The sequence below is a fragment of the Prosthecobacter sp. genome (genome assembly GCF_049294395.1).
Classification (GTDB): domain Bacteria; phylum Verrucomicrobiota; class Verrucomicrobiia; order Verrucomicrobiales; family Verrucomicrobiaceae; genus Prosthecobacter.
Genome location: NZ_JBAQCR010000004.1, coordinates 25,645 through 44,170, shown reverse-complemented (window position 1 = coordinate 44,170; position 18,526 = coordinate 25,645). Strand labels below are relative to the sequence as shown.

The window sequence follows — 18,526 nt, the reverse complement described above, 5'->3', positions numbered from 1 at the left end:
AGTATCTTTGCAACAATCAGCGCGCAGAAGACTTTCATAGGGCTTCCTGCATGTCCGAACCGCCGCTGCCCACCCTGATGCCCCCTGCCCTGCCTGTTGTGACTGAGGCAGGTTTGGCGCCTTCGGCGCTGCCTGGCGGACCGGACCGCCTGAAGGCGGGACTACAATACGCGCTTTCAGTGGAGCCGCATTATAGCCCGAATCCCACTGTACTGGTGGTGGAGAAGCGGGGCTTTTTTCAGAAGGTGGGCTCGGGGCTGGACTGGCTTTTTGGGCTGGCGGCGCTGCTTGTATTGGTGGCGGCGTGCTCGGTGATTCCGGTGCTGAATTTCCTGAGTTTGGGCTACTTGCTGAATGTGAGTGGCACGGTGGCGCGGACCGGGCGGTTTCGTGATGGGTTCATTGGTGTGAGGAAGGCCGCGGTTTTGGGCAGCCTTGCGGCTGGTGTTTGGATCGTGGTGTGGCCGGCGCGGCTGCTGTCCACGATGTGGAAGGATGCTGAACTGATCGCTCCCGGGAGCGGGATTGCCCAAGGGTGGCATGCGGGATTGATCGTCGTGATCGTCCTCACGCTGGCGCACATTGTGTGGGCCTGCGTGCGCGGCGGGAAGCTGCGGCATTTTTTGTGGCCGCAGCCGCTGCGCTTCAAACGCTGGCTGAGCACGCCGGGGAAGTTTGACAATCTTCAGGGCATGATCACCGGCTATATTATCGGGCTGCGGCTGCCGTTTTATTTCTGGCTGGGCCTGCGCGGGTTTGTGGGAGCGCTGGTGTGGCTGATTGTTCCGGTGGGCATCCTGCTGGGTGCCACGCGTCTGCCGGTGGGCGGCTCAGTCCTGCTCTCGCTGCTGGGCGGGGTGCTGCTGCTGGTGGTGGCGATTCATCTGCCGTTTTTGCAGGCGCACTTCGCGCAGACGGACCGGTTCAGCGCCCTGTTTGAGCTGCGTGAGGTTCGCCGGTCGTTTCTGCGGGCGCCGCTGGCGTTTTGGTTTGCGCTCCTCATCACGCTGCTGTTTGCGGTGCCGTTGTATTTGCTGAAGATTGAGCTGACGCCGCGTGAGCTGGCATGGCTGCCGAGTCTGCTGTTTGTGATTTTCATCTTCCCGGCGCGGGTGCTGACGGGATGGGCGATGAGCCGGGCGACGAGGCATGAGCAGCCACGGCACTGGTTTCCGAGGTGGATGGCGCGACTGGGGATTGTGCCGGTGGCGCTGGCTTACACGCTGGTGGTGTATTTCACGCCGTATCTGTCCTGGAACGGGGCGTGGAGTTTGCTGGAGCAGCATGCGTTTCTGGTGCCTGCGCCGTTGATGGCGCTATAGGGAGGGAGTTTGCAGTGGTTTACGGTTGTTGACGGTGGGTTACAATTGTTGGGGAATGGGAGAGATGGAGGTGAAGTGGAGATGCGGGGACGCAGTGACATTGTGGCGGTGCTGCGATGAGTACGCTGCTGGAGAACGCGGTGTGTGAAGGAGGCGCTGGGTTTGCTTCCCGGAGGTGGGGCGCGATAACCCAGGGAAGCACTCGCTAAAGCTCGGCATCCCTGGGCTTAATTACGGAAGGCCGTTGGCCTTCAAGGCGGGAGGTATGTTTCGAGGACTCTGTGCGGCTGATGGACAGTTGTACGCGCTGGGAACCGCACATGGAATGTGTGGACCACGCCACGCTGGGGCTGCAACTGTTTGTCGGAGTCTTGGAAAAGTGCTGAGACGTTGAATCTGGGCTTGTCGGTTATGCGGCATGGGGCATTCGTCCTGCCCCGATGACCTGGCTTACTGAACAGACGCTCCTGCCCGCCGATGTGTGGTCGCTCGTGCTCGCGGCGCTGGGGGCGATGTGCATCGGGATGTCGAAGGCGGGGCTGGCGGGGACTTCGACGCTGAACGTGGTTTTGATGGCGCAGATCTTTGGCGCGAAGCAGTCGGTGGGTGTGATTTTGCCGATGCTGATCGCGGCGGATTTCATGGGCTACATCATCAACCGCAAGGGCGGGAGCTGGCGGCGCATTGTGCCGATGGTGCCGCCGGCGATTGCGGGGGTGGTGGTGGGGTGGTTCCTGCTTGGCCGATTTGACAATTCGATGGCCCGCATCGTGATCGGCTGGATCATCATTGTGCTGCTGATCTTTAACTGGTTGCTGAACAAGAGGAGGCAGGACTTTCTGGCGCTGACCGAGCACAAGGTGTTCACGTGGTCGATGGGGTTTCTGGCCGGAGTGGTGACGATGCTGGCGAATGCGGCGGGGCCGGTGATGACGGTGTATCTGCTGGCGCAGCATCTGGAGAAGAAGGAACACCTGGGGGTGTTCAGCCGGTTCTTCCTGTTTATTAATTTGTTCAAGGTGCCGTTCAGTACGGATCTGGGGATCATCAATCCGAGGTCGCTGATGACAAACCTGACCTTGATGCCGTGTGTGGTGCTGGGGGTGGTGCTGGGGGTGGTGCTGGGGTGGTGGATTTTGAAACGGCTGCCGCAGAAGGTGTTTGAGAATGTTCTGTTCTGGCTGACGGCGTTTGCGGCGGTGTGGTTGATCCGGGGGTGATTTGTGGAGAATGGACGGGTGTTGATCTTGGGTGTTGGAGTAGCGGCACTCGAATACTGCTGCGGAGCTCTTTGCAGACGCTGCTGGTCGATGCTGGGTGCGACGGGATGCTGGGTTTGCTTCCTGGTCGTTTGATTCTAACCCAGGGTCGCCTCGCCAAGGCTCGGCTGACCCTGGGCTGACTCCTCAGCCCCTTCAGGGCTGGTGAGCGGCGGAGCGGAGTGGTGGAAGATGGTGGCAGTCAGACAAGGCGGTTCAGCAAGGCGCCACGCTGGAGGTCGAGATGCTGGAGAGTCGTGCGGAGACACGGGTGCAAGCGGAGTGCTGCCTTCTAAGCCAAGGCTACGAAGCGCCTGAACTCAAGGCGGCTAGAATGTGGAAAGGTGGGTAACAATAGAGGTTATTCGGGAGGCGTGACGCTGTGGCCGTTCGTCCAGAACCGCCTGAAGGCGGAACTACAAAACTTAAGCTGGGTTTGCGATGTCGTGGTTCGAAGAAGAAGGCAATTTTCGCAGAGCACCTGAACTCAAGTCGGCTTGATGGTGGAAGGGAGGGTCACAGCGGAAGTTATTCGGGAGGCCAGAGACGGACTGGAAGTCCGCGCTCCGGAACCCTTTGGCCTGCGGCGGTCAATTCCGCGATAACCGTTCTTAACCGAGCGGCCCTTCACGCCCTTATTTTATTATTGGAGTATGTTGTCAGATTATCAGTCCGCAATACGCTTCGGCTCCCATGAAGCCCGTACTGCTTGCCCTTGTCTTTTCGTCGTTTGCCGCTGCTGCGGAGTTTCCTGAGCTGTACAACAGTGATCCGGGGAATCCGCAGCCGACGCCGGCGAAGGGGGCATTGAAGATGCTGAAGCTGCCGAAGGGATTTAAGGCGACGCTGTTTGCGGCGGAGCCGGATGTGCAGAATCCGATCGGCTTGTCGTGGGATGCACGCGGGCGGATGTGGGTGGCGGAGAACTACACGTATGCGGAGCGGGCGAAGCGATTTGATCTGGGGCTGAAGGACCGGGTGATCATTCTCGAGGACAAGGACTGGGATGGAGTGGCTGAAACGCGCAAGGTCTTCACCGAGGATGTGCAGATGCTGACAAGCGTGGAGGTGGGCCGTGATGGGGTGTGGCTGATGTGCCCGCCGCAGGTGCTTTTTATTCCTGACCGCAACCATGATGACATCCCGGATGGTGAGCCGGAGGTGGTGATCGATGGCTTCACCGTGGCGAAGGACAACTACCACAATTTTGCCAATGGACTACGCTTTGGTCCTGATGGCTGGCTCTATGGCCGCTGCGGGCACTCGTGCCCCGGCAGGCTGGGCATTCCCGGCACGCCGGATGATCAGCGGGTGCCGATGAAGGGCGGGATCTGGCGCTACCATCCTGAGAAGAAGATTGTGGAAGTGCTGACGCATGGCACGACGAATCCGTGGGGGCATGACTGGGATGCGAACGGGGAGATGTTCTTCATCAACACGGTCACGGGCCATCTGTGGCATCTGATGCATGGCGCGCATCTCGTGGACTCCAGCAAGGAGAATCCCTTTGTGTATGAGAAGCTGGATACCATCGCGGATCACTATCACTACGACCGGAGCGGCAGCTGGACGGCGTCCCGTGATGGCAAGGCGAACAGCCTGGGTGGCGGACATGCGCACATCGGGATGATGATTTATCAGGCGGAGCAGTGGCCAAAGGAATATCGCAACAAGCTTTTCACGCTGAACATGCATGGGCGCCGTGCCAATGTGGAAAGGCTGGAGCGCAACGGCAGCGGCTATGTGGGCAAGCATGAGCCGGATGTTTTTCTGAGCGATGATCCGTGGTTTCGTGGCATCGAGATCAGCACGGGGCCGGATGGGAGCGGGTTTATTCTGGACTGGAGCGATACTGGCGAATGCCATGACTCCACCGGGGTGCATCGGACGAGCGGGAGGATTTTTCGGGTGAGCTATGGGGAGGCGAAGAAGCCGGAGGTGCCGTTTGCGTGGCGCAAGGCGTGGCCGAAAGCGGACCTGAATTCGGCTGACGAGCACGCGCGTGCTTTGGCGATCCGTGAGCTGACGCAGTTCTCGCCGATCGATGCGATCAGCGGCCCGATGCCGCATGCGGTTTATCCGGAGCTGGGATTTGATGCGGTGAAACTCGCGAAGGAGGACACGTCTTCTTTTGTGCGCCTGACGCTGGCCTCGACGCTGCAGCGGATGCCGGTGGCCAAGCGTGAGGAACTGGGTGCGGCGCTGCTGGCGCATGCGGAGGACGCGAATGATCCGTTTCTGCCTTATCTGGTGTGGTATGGCATCAGCCCGCTGGCGGCGCAAGATCCGCAGGCACTCGTGGCTCTGGCGAAAGATTGTACGTGGCCGAAGACGCTGCGCTGGATGGCACGGAGTCTGGCCACACAGCCGGGGGCGCTGAATGCGCTGCTGGCGCAGGCGAAGGCCGGGCAGGTGGAAGATATTTTGGGTGGAATGGCGGATGCCTTTAAGGGGATTCGGAAGGCGGCGAAGCCGGAGGCGTGGGATGGGTTTGTAAAGCTGGCGGCAGGCGCACCAGAACCGGCTAAAGCCGGGACTACAATACACACAGCTGATCCGGAACGGGCTAAAGCCCGAACTACGTACATCCAGGAATTGAGCATTCTGTTTGGTGATGGGCGGGCGCTGGATGATGTGAAGAAGATGGCGCTGGATGAGAAGGCTGATCTTTCGGCGCGTGAGTCGGCGCTGAAGACGCTGATTGAAAACAAGCCGGATGATCTGCGGGCGATCTGCACGCAACTGCTGGAGGTGCGCGGCCTGAATATCACTGCGGTGCGCGGGCTGGCGCTGTTTGATGATCCTGAGATCGGGCAGAAGCTGGCGGGGAGCTATCGCAAATTTGGACCGGCCGAACGTCCGACGGTGATTGATACGCTGGTGTCACGGCCGAGCTTTGCCAAGGCTCTGCTGAAAGACATGGCGGTGGGGAAGATCCCCCGCGCTGATTTGACGGCCTTCCATGCCCGCCAGATCAACGCCTTCAAAGATGAAGCGCTGTCCAAGCAACTGGTGGAGGTGTGGGGCGAGCTGCGTGAGTCTGCGGCTGATAAGAAGGAGCTGATCGAAAAGGTGAAGAAGCAGCTCACGCCGGCAACGCTGGCGAAGGCGAATCTCAGCCAGGGGCGCATGCTTTTCACCGCTATCTGCGGCGCCTGCCACGCCATGTACGGGCAGGGCGGGAAGATCGGGCCGGATCTGACGGGCTCAGGCCGTGCGAACTTGGACTACCTGCTGGAAAACATCGCGGATCCGAGCGGGGTGGTGAGTGCGGACTTCCGCATGAGCCTGCTGACGCACAAGGATGGCCGGGTGCTGAGCGGTGTGGTGACGGAATCGAACGCACGCACGCTGACGCTGCGCACGATGACTGAGACTTTGACCCTGGACCGTGCGGACATCGTGAAACAGGAGACCTCGCCACTCTCCATGATGCCTGAGGGATTGCTGCTGGCCTTCCAGCCGGAACAGGTGCGTGATCTGATTGCGTATTTGATGCATCCGGTGCAGGTTCCACTGCCTAAAGCGCCATGAGCACGCCAACTTCCAGTCGCAAATTCCAATTTGGCCCTGGTTGGCTGCTGTTTCTGGGCATGATTGCGCTTCTGCTATTCAACAAGAACAGCCGGGACGTTTTGAAGACGCTGAAGGAGCGTGTGAATGGGCAAACGCAGCGGATGCGCACGGAAATGGACGGCTTGAAGGCGGCCATGGAACAGAAGCGGCAGGAGGAAAAGTAGACCCGGCCATTGGCTCAGGCTATTTTAAGACAATCTTTGTTTGGCAGCGGGCTCTACGGCTGCTGTATTTCCCGAATGTCACAAGGAACCCTACTCATCACCGGCGGCGCAGGATACATCGGCTCGCACACCGTTCGTCATTTGCTTGAACAAAACGAGCGTGTGGTGGTGCTGGACAACCTTGTCTTCGGGCATCGTGAGGCGCTGCCGATGGACAGGGTGGACTTTGTGGAAGGCGACATGTCCGACGCGGCGCTGATGGAGAAGCTTTTCACCGAACACAAGCCGGAAGCGGTGCTGCATTTCGCGGCTTTTGCGTATGTGGGGGAGTCGGTGACGGATCCGCTCAAGTATTACCGGAACAATCTCGCCGCGCCGCTGACGCTGCTGGAAACGATGCAGCGCCATGGCTGTAAGCGCTTCATTTTTTCCTCCACCTGCGCGACCTATGGCGACCCGGTGCGCATCCCCATCGATGAATCCCATCCGCAGGCGCCGGTGAATCCCTACGGTGCAAGCAAATGGATGCTGGAGCGTGTGCTGCATGACTGCGGCCATGCCTGGGGGCTGAAGTCTGTGTTTCTGCGCTACTTCAATGCGAGCGGCTGCCATCCGAGCGGTGAAATCGGTGAAGACCACAATCCGGAGACCCACCTGATCCCGCGCATCCTGATGGCTGCCACGGGGGAGATCGAGAACATCACCGTGTTTGGCACGGACTACGCCACGCCGGATGGCACGTGCATCCGCGATTACATCCATGTTTGTGATCTGGCTTCAGCGCATGCGCTGGCACTGAATTATCTGCGCAAGGGTGGTGACACCGTCGCGGTGAATCTTGGCACAGGCCGTGGGTTCAGCGTCAAAGAAATCATCTCCACGGCGGAAGCGGTGACGGGGAAAAAAATTCCGGTCACTTATGGCCCGCGCCGCGCGGGTGACCCCTCAGAGCTCATCGCCGAGCCTAAAATGGCTAAAGAGATTCTTCAGTGGGAGGCTGCTCACAAAGACCCGCGGGAGCATATTGAGTCTGCCTGGAGATGGATGAGTGGCGAGCGGAAGGGGCGGTATTCGGCTTGATTTTCAAGGATTAAAGATTTCAGCCATCGTGGTTGATGAACTATTCTGACTGCCGACAAAAATGGGCGTTGCGCCTACCGCGCCTAAATAAACCCTTTAACTAGAGCGGATCTAATAGATCTGAGGGAGTGTATTGACTCATCAATTAGATGAGCGCATGAAGAATGTCACATGCGATATGTAGTGTGAACGGTCTTCACTTAAGACTGTCGCACTATAGATTCACTTGGTTTCACACTTTAAATGAGAGCAGTTGTTAATGGGTTGGTCGCCATCATCGCGTGCCTTAGCGGCACGCTGCTTCATGCTGTGGAATTGATCGGGGGACCGCAGGCAAGAACCACGGCCAACACCGCCACGATTCAATGGCGCACGGATGTGGAATGCGGCACGCGGCTGCAGTTTGGCCTGAATCCCGCAGCGCTGGACCGCAAAGCCGAAGGTTCGGTGACGCGTGATCACACCCTGCAACTGGAATCGCTGACACCGGCCACGACGTATTATTTCAGTGTGGGCAGCGCGCGAGCCAAGCTTGCCACAGGGAGCTTCACCACGGCCGGGGGAGCGCCTGCGGCGGCACCGCAGCCCTCGCTGATCCGGCGGGTGCTGAATGTCATCACTCCGGAGAAGAAGGAGGCTCCTGCTGCGGTTCCCCAGCAAGCCCCGCCGACTCGACAGACCTGGGGGCACCTTGATTCACTGCAGGATCATTTTGAGCGACATGGCGGCGACTTCTCCAGCAAGTCGCCGGATGACTACGCGGCAAAGGCCTGGGCCTTCCTGCAGCGCGCCCGCGCTGAAAACCTGCCGATGAAGCTGGACGACACGGACAGAACGCTTCGCGTCTTTGATCCCACCACGCGCGTATTTGGTGCGTACAACGGCGCTGGCAAGACCAAGACCTTCTTCAAGCCGGACAACCCCAGCTACTGGCAGCGCCAGCCCGGGAGAAACGTGAAAGCGGCTGACCTCCGCTTTTATCGGCGCTGAGAACGCCCCCTTCCAAAAAACCAACCATGAAAAACAACCTCAATTTCTGCCCCGTATGTGGCTATGACAAGCTCGCTGAGCCGCCGAGAAACCGAACCGGAGGCGCATCGATGGAAATCTGCGCCTGCTGCGGATTCCAGTTTGGCGTGACTGACGATGACAAAGGTGTGAGCTACGATGATTTTCGCCAGCAATGGATCACGGACGGAATGCCGTGGACCAGCACGGGGAAAAAGGCCCCCAAAGGGTGGAACCCGCAGACGCAGCTTGGCTCACTGGCGCTACGCGCCACGCTGAGCCGGGTGAAGGGCCGCCCGCCGCGGATGGCAGTCATCTTTGCGTGAGCTCACGCCGCGCCTTTGAGCAAACTGAGCGCATGAACGCGCGCGCTGTCGGCGCTGCCGCCGAGCATGCGTGCGAGTTCATCGACGCGTTGTTCATCGCTCACAGCCTGAATCTGTGAGCGCGTGGTGTTGCCGGTGATCTCCTTTGTAACCACGAAGTGGCTCTTCGCCAGGGAGGCCACCTGTGGGAAGTGGGTGATGGCGATGACCTGATGAGTGGTGCCCAGGGCGGCCATTTTGCGGCCGACGGCCTCTGCGATGTTGCCGCCGACGTTGGCATCGATTTCATCAAAGACGAGGAGGGGGACGGCGTCCTGCTTTGCAAGGGCGCTTTTCACGGCGAGCAGGACGCGGGACATTTCGCCGCTGGAGGCGGTGAGGCGGAGAGGTTTGGAGGGCTCGCCGGGATTGGGCGCGAAGTGGAAATCGACTTCTTCGAGGCCGTTGCGTTCGGGTGATGGGAGGACGGCAAGCTGGGCCTCGAACACGCTGCGTTTGAAGCCGAGATCGGTGAGGTGTGAGGCGACTTCTTTGGCGAGCTTTGGGGCGGCATCGCTGCGCCTCTTGGAGATTTGTTTGCCGAGTTTCAGGACGTCCGCCTCGCGCTCTTTGACGAGTTTTTGGAGCTTGGCGATTTCTTCGCCGCGGTTTTCCATCCTGGCGAGTTTGCGCTCGGTTTCGGCGAGGAACTCCAGGATCTCGGCGATGGTGCGACCGTACTTGCGCTTGAGGGTCTGGATGGTGTGAATGCGGCTTTCGAGCTTGTCGAGTTCGGCGGCGTCGATCTCCAGATCGTCTGCGTAGTCCTGCACGCTGCTTTCGAGTTCGGTGAGTTCGATTTGGGCGGACTTGAAGCCTTCGAACATCGTGGCGGTGGCGGGATCGATCTTTTCGAGTTCGTGGATGCTGCGGCTGATCTCGCGCAGGCCATCGATCACGCTGCCTTCGCCTTCGCTGAGGCGGCCGGTGATGCTGCCGCAGAGTTCGGCGAGGCGTGCGCCGTTGGCGGCAATGCGGTGACGGGATTCGATTTCTTCCTCCTCGCCCGGCTTCAAGTTTGCGGAAGCGATTTCGTTTGCCTGGAACTTGAGCATGTCGATCTGCTGGCTGCTGGCGCGCTCGGAGTTTTCGAGTTCATCGAGTTCTGTCACGGCGGCGCGCCAGAGCTTCCAGGTGTCCTGGTATTTGCCCAGCAATTCCTCAACGCTGGCATACTTGTCGAGCATCTCGAGCTGGCGGTCCTTGGAGTTGAGGGACTGATGATCGTGGGGGCCGTGGAGATCGACGAGGAATTCGCCGAGGCTCTTGAGCACCTGGATGGTGACCGGGGAGCAGTTGACGAACTGTTTGTTGGCTCCGCTGGTGCTGATGGCGCGTTTGATGAGGAGTTCGCCGTCCTGGCAGGGCTCCAAGCCGGCTTCTTCCAGCACAGCATCGATGGCGCGGGTGTCTTTGAGGTGGAAACCGGCCTCCACGGTGCAGGCGTCCTGGCCATTGCGAATCAGGCTGCGGTCAGCTCTTTCTCCAAGGATCAGCTTCAAGGCACCGACGATGATGGATTTGCCAGCGCCCGTCTCCCCCGTCACGCCGATGAGACCAGCGGCCAGCTCCCAAGTCACGTCTTCAACGAGGGCCAGATTGCGGATTTTGAGGAAGGAAAGCATGGGTTGAATGAAATGGTGGACAAATGAACATGCATTGTTCTTTTCTCATTTCAACCACCGCGAGGCGATCTTCCACTCCATGCTTTAAAAGCACGTGAAAAATGTGCAGCGGATTTGTAACCAAGCTCGGCGGCGACGCCTTTCACCAAGGCATCAGGCTGGCGGAGTTTGATGGCGGCCTGAGAGAGCTTGAGGCGGGTGAGGCAGGCAAGCGGGGTCTCGGTGTCGTAGCGCTGGAAGAGGCGGGTGAAGTAGGCGGCGGAGACGAAGCAGGCTTTGGCAGCCTGCTCGATGCTGCTGAGCACGGGATAATTGCGAAGGAGATGACCGCGGCAGCGCAGGTAGGTGGCGTACGCGGGGTCCATTTTGGCGGTGGCGGGCTGGCGGGAGTCCGCGCAGAGCACCAAGGCGTGCTCGAGCGTGGCACAGGCTGCGCGCAGGCCAAAGCGGCCGCCGCGCAGAGCGTGATCGATCACTTCCTCGAACAGTGAGTCAACGCGTGAGACGTCCGTGACGCGGAGGACACTGCCGGGAGAGAGATCAAGATCGCTCATCAGCTTAGCCGCTCGTGCGCCGGTGAAATTGAAGAAGTACTTCACCATCGGCTCCTCCGCCGAGCTGCGGATGACCTGCGGGGTGGTGGAATCGAATACAAAGGCGTGTCCGGCTTCTATTTCATGCGTCTGATCCGCCAGCGTGACGCTGCCATGGCCCTTCGACACGAACTCGAAGGCGAGAAACGGGAATTTCTGCCGGTCCATGACGAAATCCGGGGCACACCATTCGCAGCCACCGCCTACAAGGCATAGCGTCGACGCATCGCTCTGCCGATCCTCCCATTCCGGGAGGAAGAAGCGGCGGGTGCGTACGACTTGCTTGGAAAAGTAGTCGGCCTGGTCGGTGGCTGGCATGGTGGGACAGGATGAAAGTTTCCAGCCGTGAGAATCTTGCGACAAAGGGTCAAGAATCGTCATTTCACCGGCAAACATTCGACGCACTGGCGGGTTGCTATTTGGCGGCCTCGGAAGTCACTTGTTGGATATGTCCCAACCTCTTTCCGGCATCATCCCGCCCCTCGTCACACCTTTGCGTGATCGCGACCTGCTCGACTGTGAGGGTTTGGAGCGACTGATCGAGCATCTGATCGGTGGTGGAGTGTCCGGATTGTTCATTCTCGGCACCACGGGTGAAGGGCCCAGCCTGAGCTATCGCCTGCGACGGGAACTGATTGAGCGCACCTGTAAGCAAACAGCGGGGCGCGTGCCGGTGCTGGTGGGGATCACGGACACTTCGTTCACTGAGAGCGTGAACCTGGCGAGGCATAGTGCCGAGGTGGGAGCCACGCATGTGGTCACGGCGCCGCCGTATTACTTCCCTGCGGCGCCGCCGGAACTGCAGGAATACATTCAGGACCTCGTGGCAGAGATGCCCCTGCCGATGTTTCTGTACAACATGCCCGGGCTGACGAAGGTGAGCTTTGAGATCGACCTGGTGCGCCGCGCGCTGGACATGCCGGGCATCTGCGGGGTCAAGGACAGCTCATGCGACATGATCTACTTTCATCGCCTGCTCGAAGTGGCGAAGCAGCGTGCTGACTGGAGTATGCTGGTGGGGCCGGAAGAGCTGACGGCAGAAGCCGTGCTGCTGGGAGGGCATGGGGGCATCAATGGCGGGGCAAATCTGCATCCGAAGCTTTATGTGGAGATGTATCGGGCCGCAGCGGCGCAGGATTTGAAGCTCACGCGGGAGCTGCATGCGAAGGTGATGCAGCTGGCGGGAAGCATTTATACGGTGGGGCGGCACAAGTCGGCGATCATCAAGGGCATCAAGTGCGGGCTCTCGCTGCTGGGCATCTGCGAAGATCACATGGCGGAGCCGTTTCACCGTTTCCGTGACCCGGAACGTGCGATCATTCGTGAAAGACTCGTCAACCTTGGCCTGATTGCTTAACCCTTCCCAACCATGAAATCTTTTTCGCTGCTTTGCTTTGCCTTCACCCTGTTGCTGACCTGCCATCTCCGCGCCCAAATTGCCGGAGGATTCAGTGCTGTTTCGCCCACGGACAAGGAGGCGGTGGCAGCGGCGGAGTTTGCGGTGAAAGCTCATGATCCGAAGCTCAAGCTGCAGGGCATTGAGAGCGGGGAGAGGCAGGTGGTGGCGGGGATGAACTACAAGCTGGTGCTCAATGTGGCGGATGCAGACGCCGCACGGCAGGCGGCTGTGGTGGTGTGGCATAAGCTTGATAAGAGCCGTGAGCTGACTTCATGGGAGTGGCTGAAGGCCAAGGAGGCGCAGCCTGGTGTTATGAAATCCGAATTCATCTATGATACCGGGCCTTATCCCTCGGTCCACGCCACGACCATTGTCGAAACGCCGACGGGGCTGGTATCGGCGTGGTTTGGGGGCACGGCGGAGAAGAATCCGGATGTGTGCATCTGGGTTTCGCGGCTGGTTGATGGCAAGTGGACGGAGAGCGTGGAGACGGCGAACGGGGTGCAGGCTGATGGGAAGCGCCACCCGACATGGAATCCGGTGCTGTTTCAGCCACGCAATGCGCCGCTGATGCTGTTTTACAAGGTGGGTCCATCTCCCAGCACGTGGTGGGGGGAACTCAAAACTTCCAGCGATGGCGGCAAGACGTGGTCGGCTGCGCAGAAACTGCCCGAGGGCATCTATGGGCCGATCAAAAACAAGCCGGTGCAACTGCCGAACGGGGACATTCTCTGCCCAACGAGCAATGAAACGGACAAGAAGCCGAGCGCGTGGGCCATCTACTTTGAGCGCACTTCGGATCTGGGCAAAACCTGGGAGCGCACGAAGCTGCTGCACGATGGCCTGGTGGTGAGCGCGATTCAGCCGAGCATCCTTGATCTGGGTGGCGACAAGCTCCAGGCGGTGGGCCGCACGCGGCAGGGCAAGGTGTTTCAAATTTCCTCTGAGGATGCAGGGCGCACGTGGGGTGAGATTTCGCTGACGGAACTGCCGAATCCTAACTCCGGCACGGATGCGGTCACGCTGAAGGACGGGCGCCATCTGCTGATCTACAATCATACGGCCAAGGGGCGCAGCCCGCTGAACCTCGCGGTCAGCAAGGATGGCAAGGTGTGGAAGGCGGCGCTGGTGCTGGAGGACGAGCCGAAGAAAGAATTCAGCTATCCGGCGATCATTCAGACGAGCGATGGACTCGTGCACATCACCTACACGTGGAAGCGCCAGAAGGCGAAGCACGTGGTGATTGATCCCGCCAAGCTTGTGCTGAAACCCATCGTCAACGGCCAGTGGCCGAAATGATTCGCCTCTGACGACATGCAACAGCGTCCGTTTTTGTTCTTCATCCTTGCGGCGGTCGTCGCGATCCACGCACCCGCACAGGAACTGGCGTCATCGGCTGATATGAAAGTGGCCAGCCAGATTGGTCAGGCCTGGGATGTGGCCTGGAGCCGGTTTTATCTCTCCAAGGTGCAGACCTTTGGAGATTACTTGAGCAGCTACGATCCAGGCAAAGAGCAGGCGCATCTGCCGACTGCGGAAGAGGTCAAACGCCAGTATCCCAATCCCTGTGGTTATAGCACAGGCATGGAGGACGGCGCGATTCTCGGAGGCGCCATGCTGAGTGTGCTGTGTGATCGTTTTGCGGTGACTCACGATGAAACGCTGCGCGAGAAGGCGGCCAGTGTTTTCGCCGGGCTGAAGCGCTGCGCCACGGTGCATGGCGTGCGCGGTTTTGTGGCACGCAATGTGTGCCCGGAAGATGGCAAGAGTGTTTACATCAACTCCTCGCGCGATCAGGTGACCCACTTTGTGCATGGACTGTGGCAGTATTACCACAGTCCTCTGCCGGATGAAGATACGAAGCAGCAGATCCGCGCCGTTCTCGCGGATGTGGCGGAGCGCATGATCCAGTTCGTCACGCCGAAGAACGACTTTGATTTTTGCCGTGCCGATGGTGAGCGCTGCCCGCTGGGCATCTGCCGGATGTGGAATGTGCAGGCGCATGAGGCGGCGCGGCTGCCGATGATCTATGCGGCGGCATGGGATGTGACGCGTGACGAGCGGTACCGCAAAGAATGGCGGCGGTATGCGGCGGATGCCATCGCGCAATCGGCAAACCCTGGAGAGAACAAGCCGGCCTATGCACTGCTGCAGATGCAGTGCTCGCTGGAGGTGCTGCATGAGCTGGAGCCGGATGCTGAGCTGAAGGCGACGATCCATGAGCGAATGACTCATGTGCGTGATCTGGCGGCGAAGCGCTTCACCAGCGTGCTCTCGCAGATTGCCAAAAAGAGTCCTGAAGAGATGAAGATGCTGGGGCCTGACTGGCGGCATGTCTCTGTGTGGAAGAATCAGAAGGGCTATCCCAATCCGCAGTGGGGTCCGTATCGAGATGTCTGGCACATCACGCGAGAGGCCGGCGAGTCGGCGTTGGTTTTGTTGATGGTCGATCCGGCTTCAGTTTCTGCGGCACAACAGTCTTCCTTGGCAGGACTGATCCGGGGCTTTGACTACGAGCATAATTCCAGCTGCGGCATCATCTACCATCTGGCGGCCTACTGGAAGGCGCGCCGCAATCATCTGCTGGTTCCTTGAGATGACTCCGCTCCGCATGAAAGCCTGCCTTTTTGCCACCAGCCTGTCGTTATCAGCCTTGCTGCCGTGTGTTTGCATGGCGGACAGCGGTGATGCGCGTGACGTGCACGTGATCCGCACCGCCGAACAAGAACCCCGGGCTGCCCTGCTGGGGCAGCCGAGCCTGGCACTGTGGAAAGAGAAGCACCTCGTGGCGGCCTACCAGCTGGGCATCCCAGGAAAGATGGACATGGGCAGCATTGATGCCGTGGTCTCCACCGATGACGGTCAGAACTGGAGCATCCCAAGCACGATTTTTGACAGCACGGAGCGACATGGTGCCATGCAGTTTGGCTACTGCAACGCGGTGCTGTACAAGCCGCCGGGGCAGGATGTGCTGTGGTGCTTTGCCATGCGCTGCCCGCTGAACTACGCCGACAGCGAGGACTCCCACCTAGCAGCAGCTTACAGTGGTGATGGGGGCCGCTCATGGAATCCTGTGGAGCTAGCCATGCACTACACCGGGCCGCTGGTCATTCTGGGCGAGATCCAGCGCATCGAGGAAAACGGTCATGCGGTGTATGTGATGCCTGCGCACCGCAACACGCGGCGGGCGGATCCGCATGGCAGCCGCGAGCATTTTGTGCTGCGCAGCACCAGCCTGCTGGACTGGCGTCTGGGAGGCTATGTGCCGCTGCCTCCGGGAAACAGCACGTTCCTGCATGAGGGGCAAATCGTGGTGAGCGATGCGAGGAAAGGCACGCTGAAGATGGTGATGCGAACCTCCACGGGAACACCGGAAGGGAAGCTGATGGACGGTGGAGCGCTGAATCCGCCACGGGCGTGGTCCAGCAGCAGTGAAGATGGCGGCGAGACGTGGAGCGTGGCGCAGGAAGAGCCGGAGCTATGGAACTCGGTTTCGGAGGCCTGGTTTGGCCGCAGCGATGACGGACGGCTGCTGTATGTTTACAATGACGGGCCCGCCTTTGGCCGCATGGCGCTGCGATACAAGGTATGCAGCGAAGCCGGTCAGTGGGGACCAGAGCAGACTTTCTTTGATGCAGGCGTGCACAACTCCTACCCGACACTCATCCAGGTGGCAGCGGGTGAATTCCGCGCGGTGTGGGACAGCGGCGATGAGAAGCGTCACCGACGTGCCATCCGCTTTGGCAAGCTGGGCCTGCCTGCTTTGAAAGCTGCAGCGCCGTGACGCTGCGGCACTGCATTGAGTTTCATCTTTTACCCCTATGATCAAAACTCGTTCCCTCATCCGTGCCCTGTTTGTGGCACCTCTTCTCACTCTGAACATCTTTGCAGCCGATGATGCCAAGCTGGAGATCACCGACGCCGCGAAGAAAAAGGCCTCTGCCACCATCCCCCTGCCTGCGGATCAAAAGCAGAATGTCATCATCTACAAGGAGCCTGGACGTTACGGCGGCTGGCCGGCGAATCATGGGCTGTGGCAGTGGGGGGATGAGCTGGTGGCGGGTTTTACTTCGACTTGGTACAAACAGACGACGACGGATCACCGCATCGACCGCACGAAGCCGAGCTATGAAATCCAGGCGCGCAGCATGGATGGTGGGAAGACGTGGAAGACGGAGGAGGATGTGCCCTTCAAAGATCCGAAGAATGAAGCGAAACCTGCGCCGCTGACGGTGCCGCTGGATTTCACCGCGCCGGACTTTGCGCTGATGTTTCGCTTTGGGGGACTGCATGCGGGGCCTTCGTGGTTTTACACGAGCCTGGACCGCTGCAAAACGTGGCAGGGGCCGTACGCGTTTGCGGTGGAGGGTGTGGAACGCATCTGCACGCGAACGGATCTGATTTTTTTGGGCAAGCAGGACTGCCTGATGTTTGGGAGTTGTGCGAAACAGAACGATGGGAAGGAGGGGCGTGTCTTCTGTGCGCGCACCACGGATGGTGGAGTGAGCTGGAAGCTAGTGTCGCTCATCGGCCCGGAGCCGATGGAGGGCGGGTATGCGATCATGCCTTCGTCGTTAAGGCTGAAGGATGGGACACTTTTGACGACGATCCGTCGTTCTGATCCGAAGGTGTCAGGCTTCATCGAAGCGTGGCGCAGCAGTGATCTGGGCAAGACGTGGACTTTCACTGGCAAGGCGGCGACGGGCATCGGGGGAAATCCGCCGGCGCTGGTGCAGCTGCAGGATGGGCGCGTGGCGGTGACGTATGGCTTTCGGCACAAGCCTTCAGGGATGCGGGCGAGCATCAGCGCGGATGGCGGTGTGACATGGGGGCCGCAGATCGTGCTGCGTGAGGATGGGTATGATGGCGATCTGGGTTATCCCCGCAGCGTGGTGCGACCGGATGGCCGGGTGCTGACGGTGTATTATTTCAACGGGCCCAAGGAAGATGACCGGGCGATTGAGGGGACGTTTTGGACGGCGCCGCAGCTCTGAGCGCCACCTGCAATATCCGAATCATTTCGTTAGGAAGTCAGGCCGGGAGCGTTGACCAAAGCACATGAAATCCTGCCTTTTTTCCTATCTTTCGTTCCGAATCGTTTTCGCGGCATGCGCGGCTTTGCTTGCCTGTGACCCTGCGTTTGGACAGGCCAAGTCTCCACAACTGCCGGCAGGCATCAAGATGGAGAAGGACATCGCCTATGTGCCGGATGGGGACGAGGCGCAGAAGCTGGATCTTTATCTTCCTGAGAAGGCGGCGGACAAACCGCTGCCGCTCGTGGTGCACATTCATGGCGGGGGCTGGATCGGAGGGAGCAAGTATCCGTGCGCGGTGGCTCCCATGGTGCTGCGGGGCTATGCGGTGGCGAGCGTGGAGTATCGATTCAGCCAGAAGGCCAAATTTCCAGCGCAGATCCAGGACTGCCAGGCGGCGATCCGCTGGCTGCGGGCGCATGCGAAGGAGTACAACCTAGACACCGAACATGTCGGTGTGGTGGGGGGATCTGCGGGCGGGCATTTGTCCGCACTGGTGGGCACGGCGGGCGGGAAGAACGCCTTCCCAAAGATCGGTGGGAATGAGGAGCAGTCTGACCGCGTGCAGGCGGTGTGCGACATCTTTGGCCCATCTGATTTCAGCACGGTGGTGCAGCAGGCGGCGGACGACAAGAACGTGAAGAACATCTTTGAGTTTAACACGCCGAAGGATCCGTATTCGCAACTGATCGGCACGAAGCTGGACGACAAGCCGAAGGCGGAGGCGGTGAGCCCGGTGCATTATGTGAGCAAGGACAATCCGCCGTTTGTGATCCTGCATGGAACGCATGACACGCTGGTGCCCTATGCCCAGAGCGAGGAACTGGCTGCGGCGCTGAAGGAGAAGGGCGTGACCGTGTGGCTGCAAAAACTGCCGGGAGCCGGGCATGGCGGACCGGGATTTGGCAAGTCGGCTGTGGTGCAGCTCATGCAGAATTTTTTCGACAAGTTTCTGAAGGGTTCTGAGGTGCAGATCGCGCTGGTGCCGGAGGCGGACGTGACGGTGGAGCCGACGAAGCCTGTGGTGAAATAAGCGGGCAAAAGCAAGGCCGCCGAAAAAGCTGAAGCCACTGAAGATTGACGATTTTGGAGGGAATGAATG

General features: G+C 59.8%; 15 protein-coding genes. 13 read left to right on the top strand and 2 right to left on the bottom strand.

The genetic code is table 11. The features are described 5' to 3' along the window. The first annotated feature begins 50 nt into the window (after positions 1-50). The 7 genes from WAW39_RS00295 to WAW39_RS00265 all read left to right on the top strand — a co-directional run bounded on the left by WAW39_RS00295 (position 51) and on the right by WAW39_RS00265 (position 8,735). Positions 51-1,322 carry a DUF4013 domain-containing protein gene (locus WAW39_RS00295; protein WP_422314576.1) on the top strand — a complete coding sequence of 424 codons (1,272 nt, stop codon included), beginning with the start codon at positions 51-53 and terminating at the stop codon, positions 1,320-1,322. Positions 1,323-1,813: 491 nt separating this feature from the next. Beyond that, positions 1,814-2,542 (top strand): sulfite exporter TauE/SafE family protein, encoded by a 729-nt coding sequence (locus WAW39_RS00290; RefSeq protein ID WP_422314574.1) that lies wholly within the window; start codon positions 1,814-1,816, stop codon positions 2,540-2,542. Positions 2,543-3,274: 732 nt separating this feature from the next. Next, on the top strand, positions 3,275-6,115 hold the full coding sequence (locus WAW39_RS00285; protein ID WP_422314572.1) for a PVC-type heme-binding CxxCH protein: 2,841 nt from the start codon (positions 3,275-3,277) through the stop codon (positions 6,113-6,115). Next, positions 6,112-6,321, top strand: coding sequence for a hypothetical protein (locus WAW39_RS00280; RefSeq protein WP_422314570.1), 210 nt, complete (start codon positions 6,112-6,114; stop codon positions 6,319-6,321). Before WAW39_RS00285 ends, WAW39_RS00280 begins: the two co-directional genes overlap by 4 nt. 75 nt (positions 6,322-6,396) lie before the next feature. After that, a complete protein-coding gene (gene galE / locus WAW39_RS00275) occupies positions 6,397-7,401 on the top strand; it encodes a UDP-glucose 4-epimerase GalE (protein ID WP_422314568.1) in 1,005 nt (334 codons plus the stop codon). Between the two features lie 243 nt (positions 7,402-7,644). Beyond that, positions 7,645-8,391 (top strand): fibronectin type III domain-containing protein, encoded by a 747-nt coding sequence (locus WAW39_RS00270; RefSeq protein WP_422314566.1) that lies wholly within the window; start codon positions 7,645-7,647, stop codon positions 8,389-8,391. Positions 8,392-8,417: 26 nt separating this feature from the next. After that, complete coding sequence (locus WAW39_RS00265) at positions 8,418-8,735, top strand: hypothetical protein (RefSeq protein WP_422314564.1); 318 nt, start codon at positions 8,418-8,420, stop codon at positions 8,733-8,735. A 2-nt stretch (positions 8,736-8,737) separates the two neighbouring features. On the opposite strand, the gene recN is transcribed toward WAW39_RS00265, so the two are convergent. Together recN and WAW39_RS00255 are read right to left on the bottom strand one after the other, a co-directional pair. Beyond that, positions 8,738-10,399, bottom strand: coding sequence for a DNA repair protein RecN (gene recN, locus WAW39_RS00260; RefSeq protein ID WP_422314562.1), 1,662 nt, complete (start codon positions 10,397-10,399; stop codon positions 8,738-8,740). A 50-nt stretch (positions 10,400-10,449) separates the two neighbouring features. Then, the gene (locus tag WAW39_RS00255; protein ID WP_422314560.1) at positions 10,450-11,310 is read right to left on the bottom strand and encodes an AraC family transcriptional regulator; all 861 of its coding nucleotides are present in this window, start codon (positions 11,308-11,310) and stop codon (positions 10,450-10,452) included. A gap of 130 nt (positions 11,311-11,440) precedes the next feature. Between WAW39_RS00255 and WAW39_RS00250 the strand changes: the two genes are divergently transcribed. The 6 genes from WAW39_RS00250 to WAW39_RS00225 all read left to right on the top strand — a co-directional run bounded on the left by WAW39_RS00250 (position 11,441) and on the right by WAW39_RS00225 (position 18,457). Then, positions 11,441-12,349: a dihydrodipicolinate synthase family protein gene (locus tag WAW39_RS00250; protein WP_422314558.1), complete on the top strand. Its 909-nt coding sequence runs from the start codon at positions 11,441-11,443 to the stop codon at positions 12,347-12,349. Positions 12,350-12,361: 12 nt separating this feature from the next. Beyond that, on the top strand, positions 12,362-13,690 hold the full coding sequence (locus tag WAW39_RS00245; protein WP_422314556.1) for a sialidase family protein: 1,329 nt from the start codon (positions 12,362-12,364) through the stop codon (positions 13,688-13,690). A 168-nt stretch (positions 13,691-13,858) separates the two neighbouring features. Continuing rightward, on the top strand, positions 13,859-14,986 hold the full coding sequence (locus tag WAW39_RS00240; protein ID WP_422314694.1) for a hypothetical protein: 1,128 nt from the start codon (positions 13,859-13,861) through the stop codon (positions 14,984-14,986). Positions 14,987-15,002: 16 nt separating this feature from the next. Further along, the gene (locus tag WAW39_RS00235) at positions 15,003-16,175 is read left to right on the top strand and encodes a sialidase family protein (RefSeq protein ID WP_422314554.1); all 1,173 of its coding nucleotides are present in this window, start codon (positions 15,003-15,005) and stop codon (positions 16,173-16,175) included. Positions 16,176-16,212: 37 nt separating this feature from the next. Next, positions 16,213-17,385: a sialidase family protein gene (locus tag WAW39_RS00230; protein ID WP_422314552.1), complete on the top strand. Its 1,173-nt coding sequence runs from the start codon at positions 16,213-16,215 to the stop codon at positions 17,383-17,385. 64 nt (positions 17,386-17,449) lie between these two features. Next, positions 17,450-18,457, top strand: coding sequence for an alpha/beta hydrolase fold domain-containing protein (locus tag WAW39_RS00225; protein ID WP_422314550.1), 1,008 nt, complete (start codon positions 17,450-17,452; stop codon positions 18,455-18,457). Positions 18,458-18,526: the final 69 nt, after the last annotated feature.

Coding starts and splice junctions, on each gene's coding strand:
- WAW39_RS00295 (WP_422314576.1), top strand. CDS start 51: ATGTCCGAACCGCCGCTGCCCACCCTGATGCCCCCTGCCCTGCCTGTT.
- WAW39_RS00285 (WP_422314572.1), top strand. CDS start 3,275: ATGAAGCCCGTACTGCTTGCCCTTGTCTTTTCGTCGTTTGCCGCTGCT.
- WAW39_RS00280 (WP_422314570.1), top strand. CDS start 6,112: ATGAGCACGCCAACTTCCAGTCGCAAATTCCAATTTGGCCCTGGTTGG.
- galE (WP_422314568.1), top strand. CDS start 6,397: ATGTCACAAGGAACCCTACTCATCACCGGCGGCGCAGGATACATCGGC.
- WAW39_RS00270 (WP_422314566.1), top strand. CDS start 7,645: ATGAGAGCAGTTGTTAATGGGTTGGTCGCCATCATCGCGTGCCTTAGC.
- WAW39_RS00265 (WP_422314564.1), top strand. CDS start 8,418: ATGAAAAACAACCTCAATTTCTGCCCCGTATGTGGCTATGACAAGCTC.
- recN (WP_422314562.1), bottom strand. CDS start 10,399: ATGCTTTCCTTCCTCAAAATCCGCAATCTGGCCCTCGTTGAAGACGTG.
- WAW39_RS00255 (WP_422314560.1), bottom strand. CDS start 11,310: ATGCCAGCCACCGACCAGGCCGACTACTTTTCCAAGCAAGTCGTACGC.
- WAW39_RS00250 (WP_422314558.1), top strand. CDS start 11,441: ATGTCCCAACCTCTTTCCGGCATCATCCCGCCCCTCGTCACACCTTTG.
- WAW39_RS00245 (WP_422314556.1), top strand. CDS start 12,362: ATGAAATCTTTTTCGCTGCTTTGCTTTGCCTTCACCCTGTTGCTGACC.
- WAW39_RS00235 (WP_422314554.1), top strand. CDS start 15,003: ATGAAAGCCTGCCTTTTTGCCACCAGCCTGTCGTTATCAGCCTTGCTG.
- WAW39_RS00230 (WP_422314552.1), top strand. CDS start 16,213: ATGATCAAAACTCGTTCCCTCATCCGTGCCCTGTTTGTGGCACCTCTT.
- WAW39_RS00225 (WP_422314550.1), top strand. CDS start 17,450: ATGAAATCCTGCCTTTTTTCCTATCTTTCGTTCCGAATCGTTTTCGCG.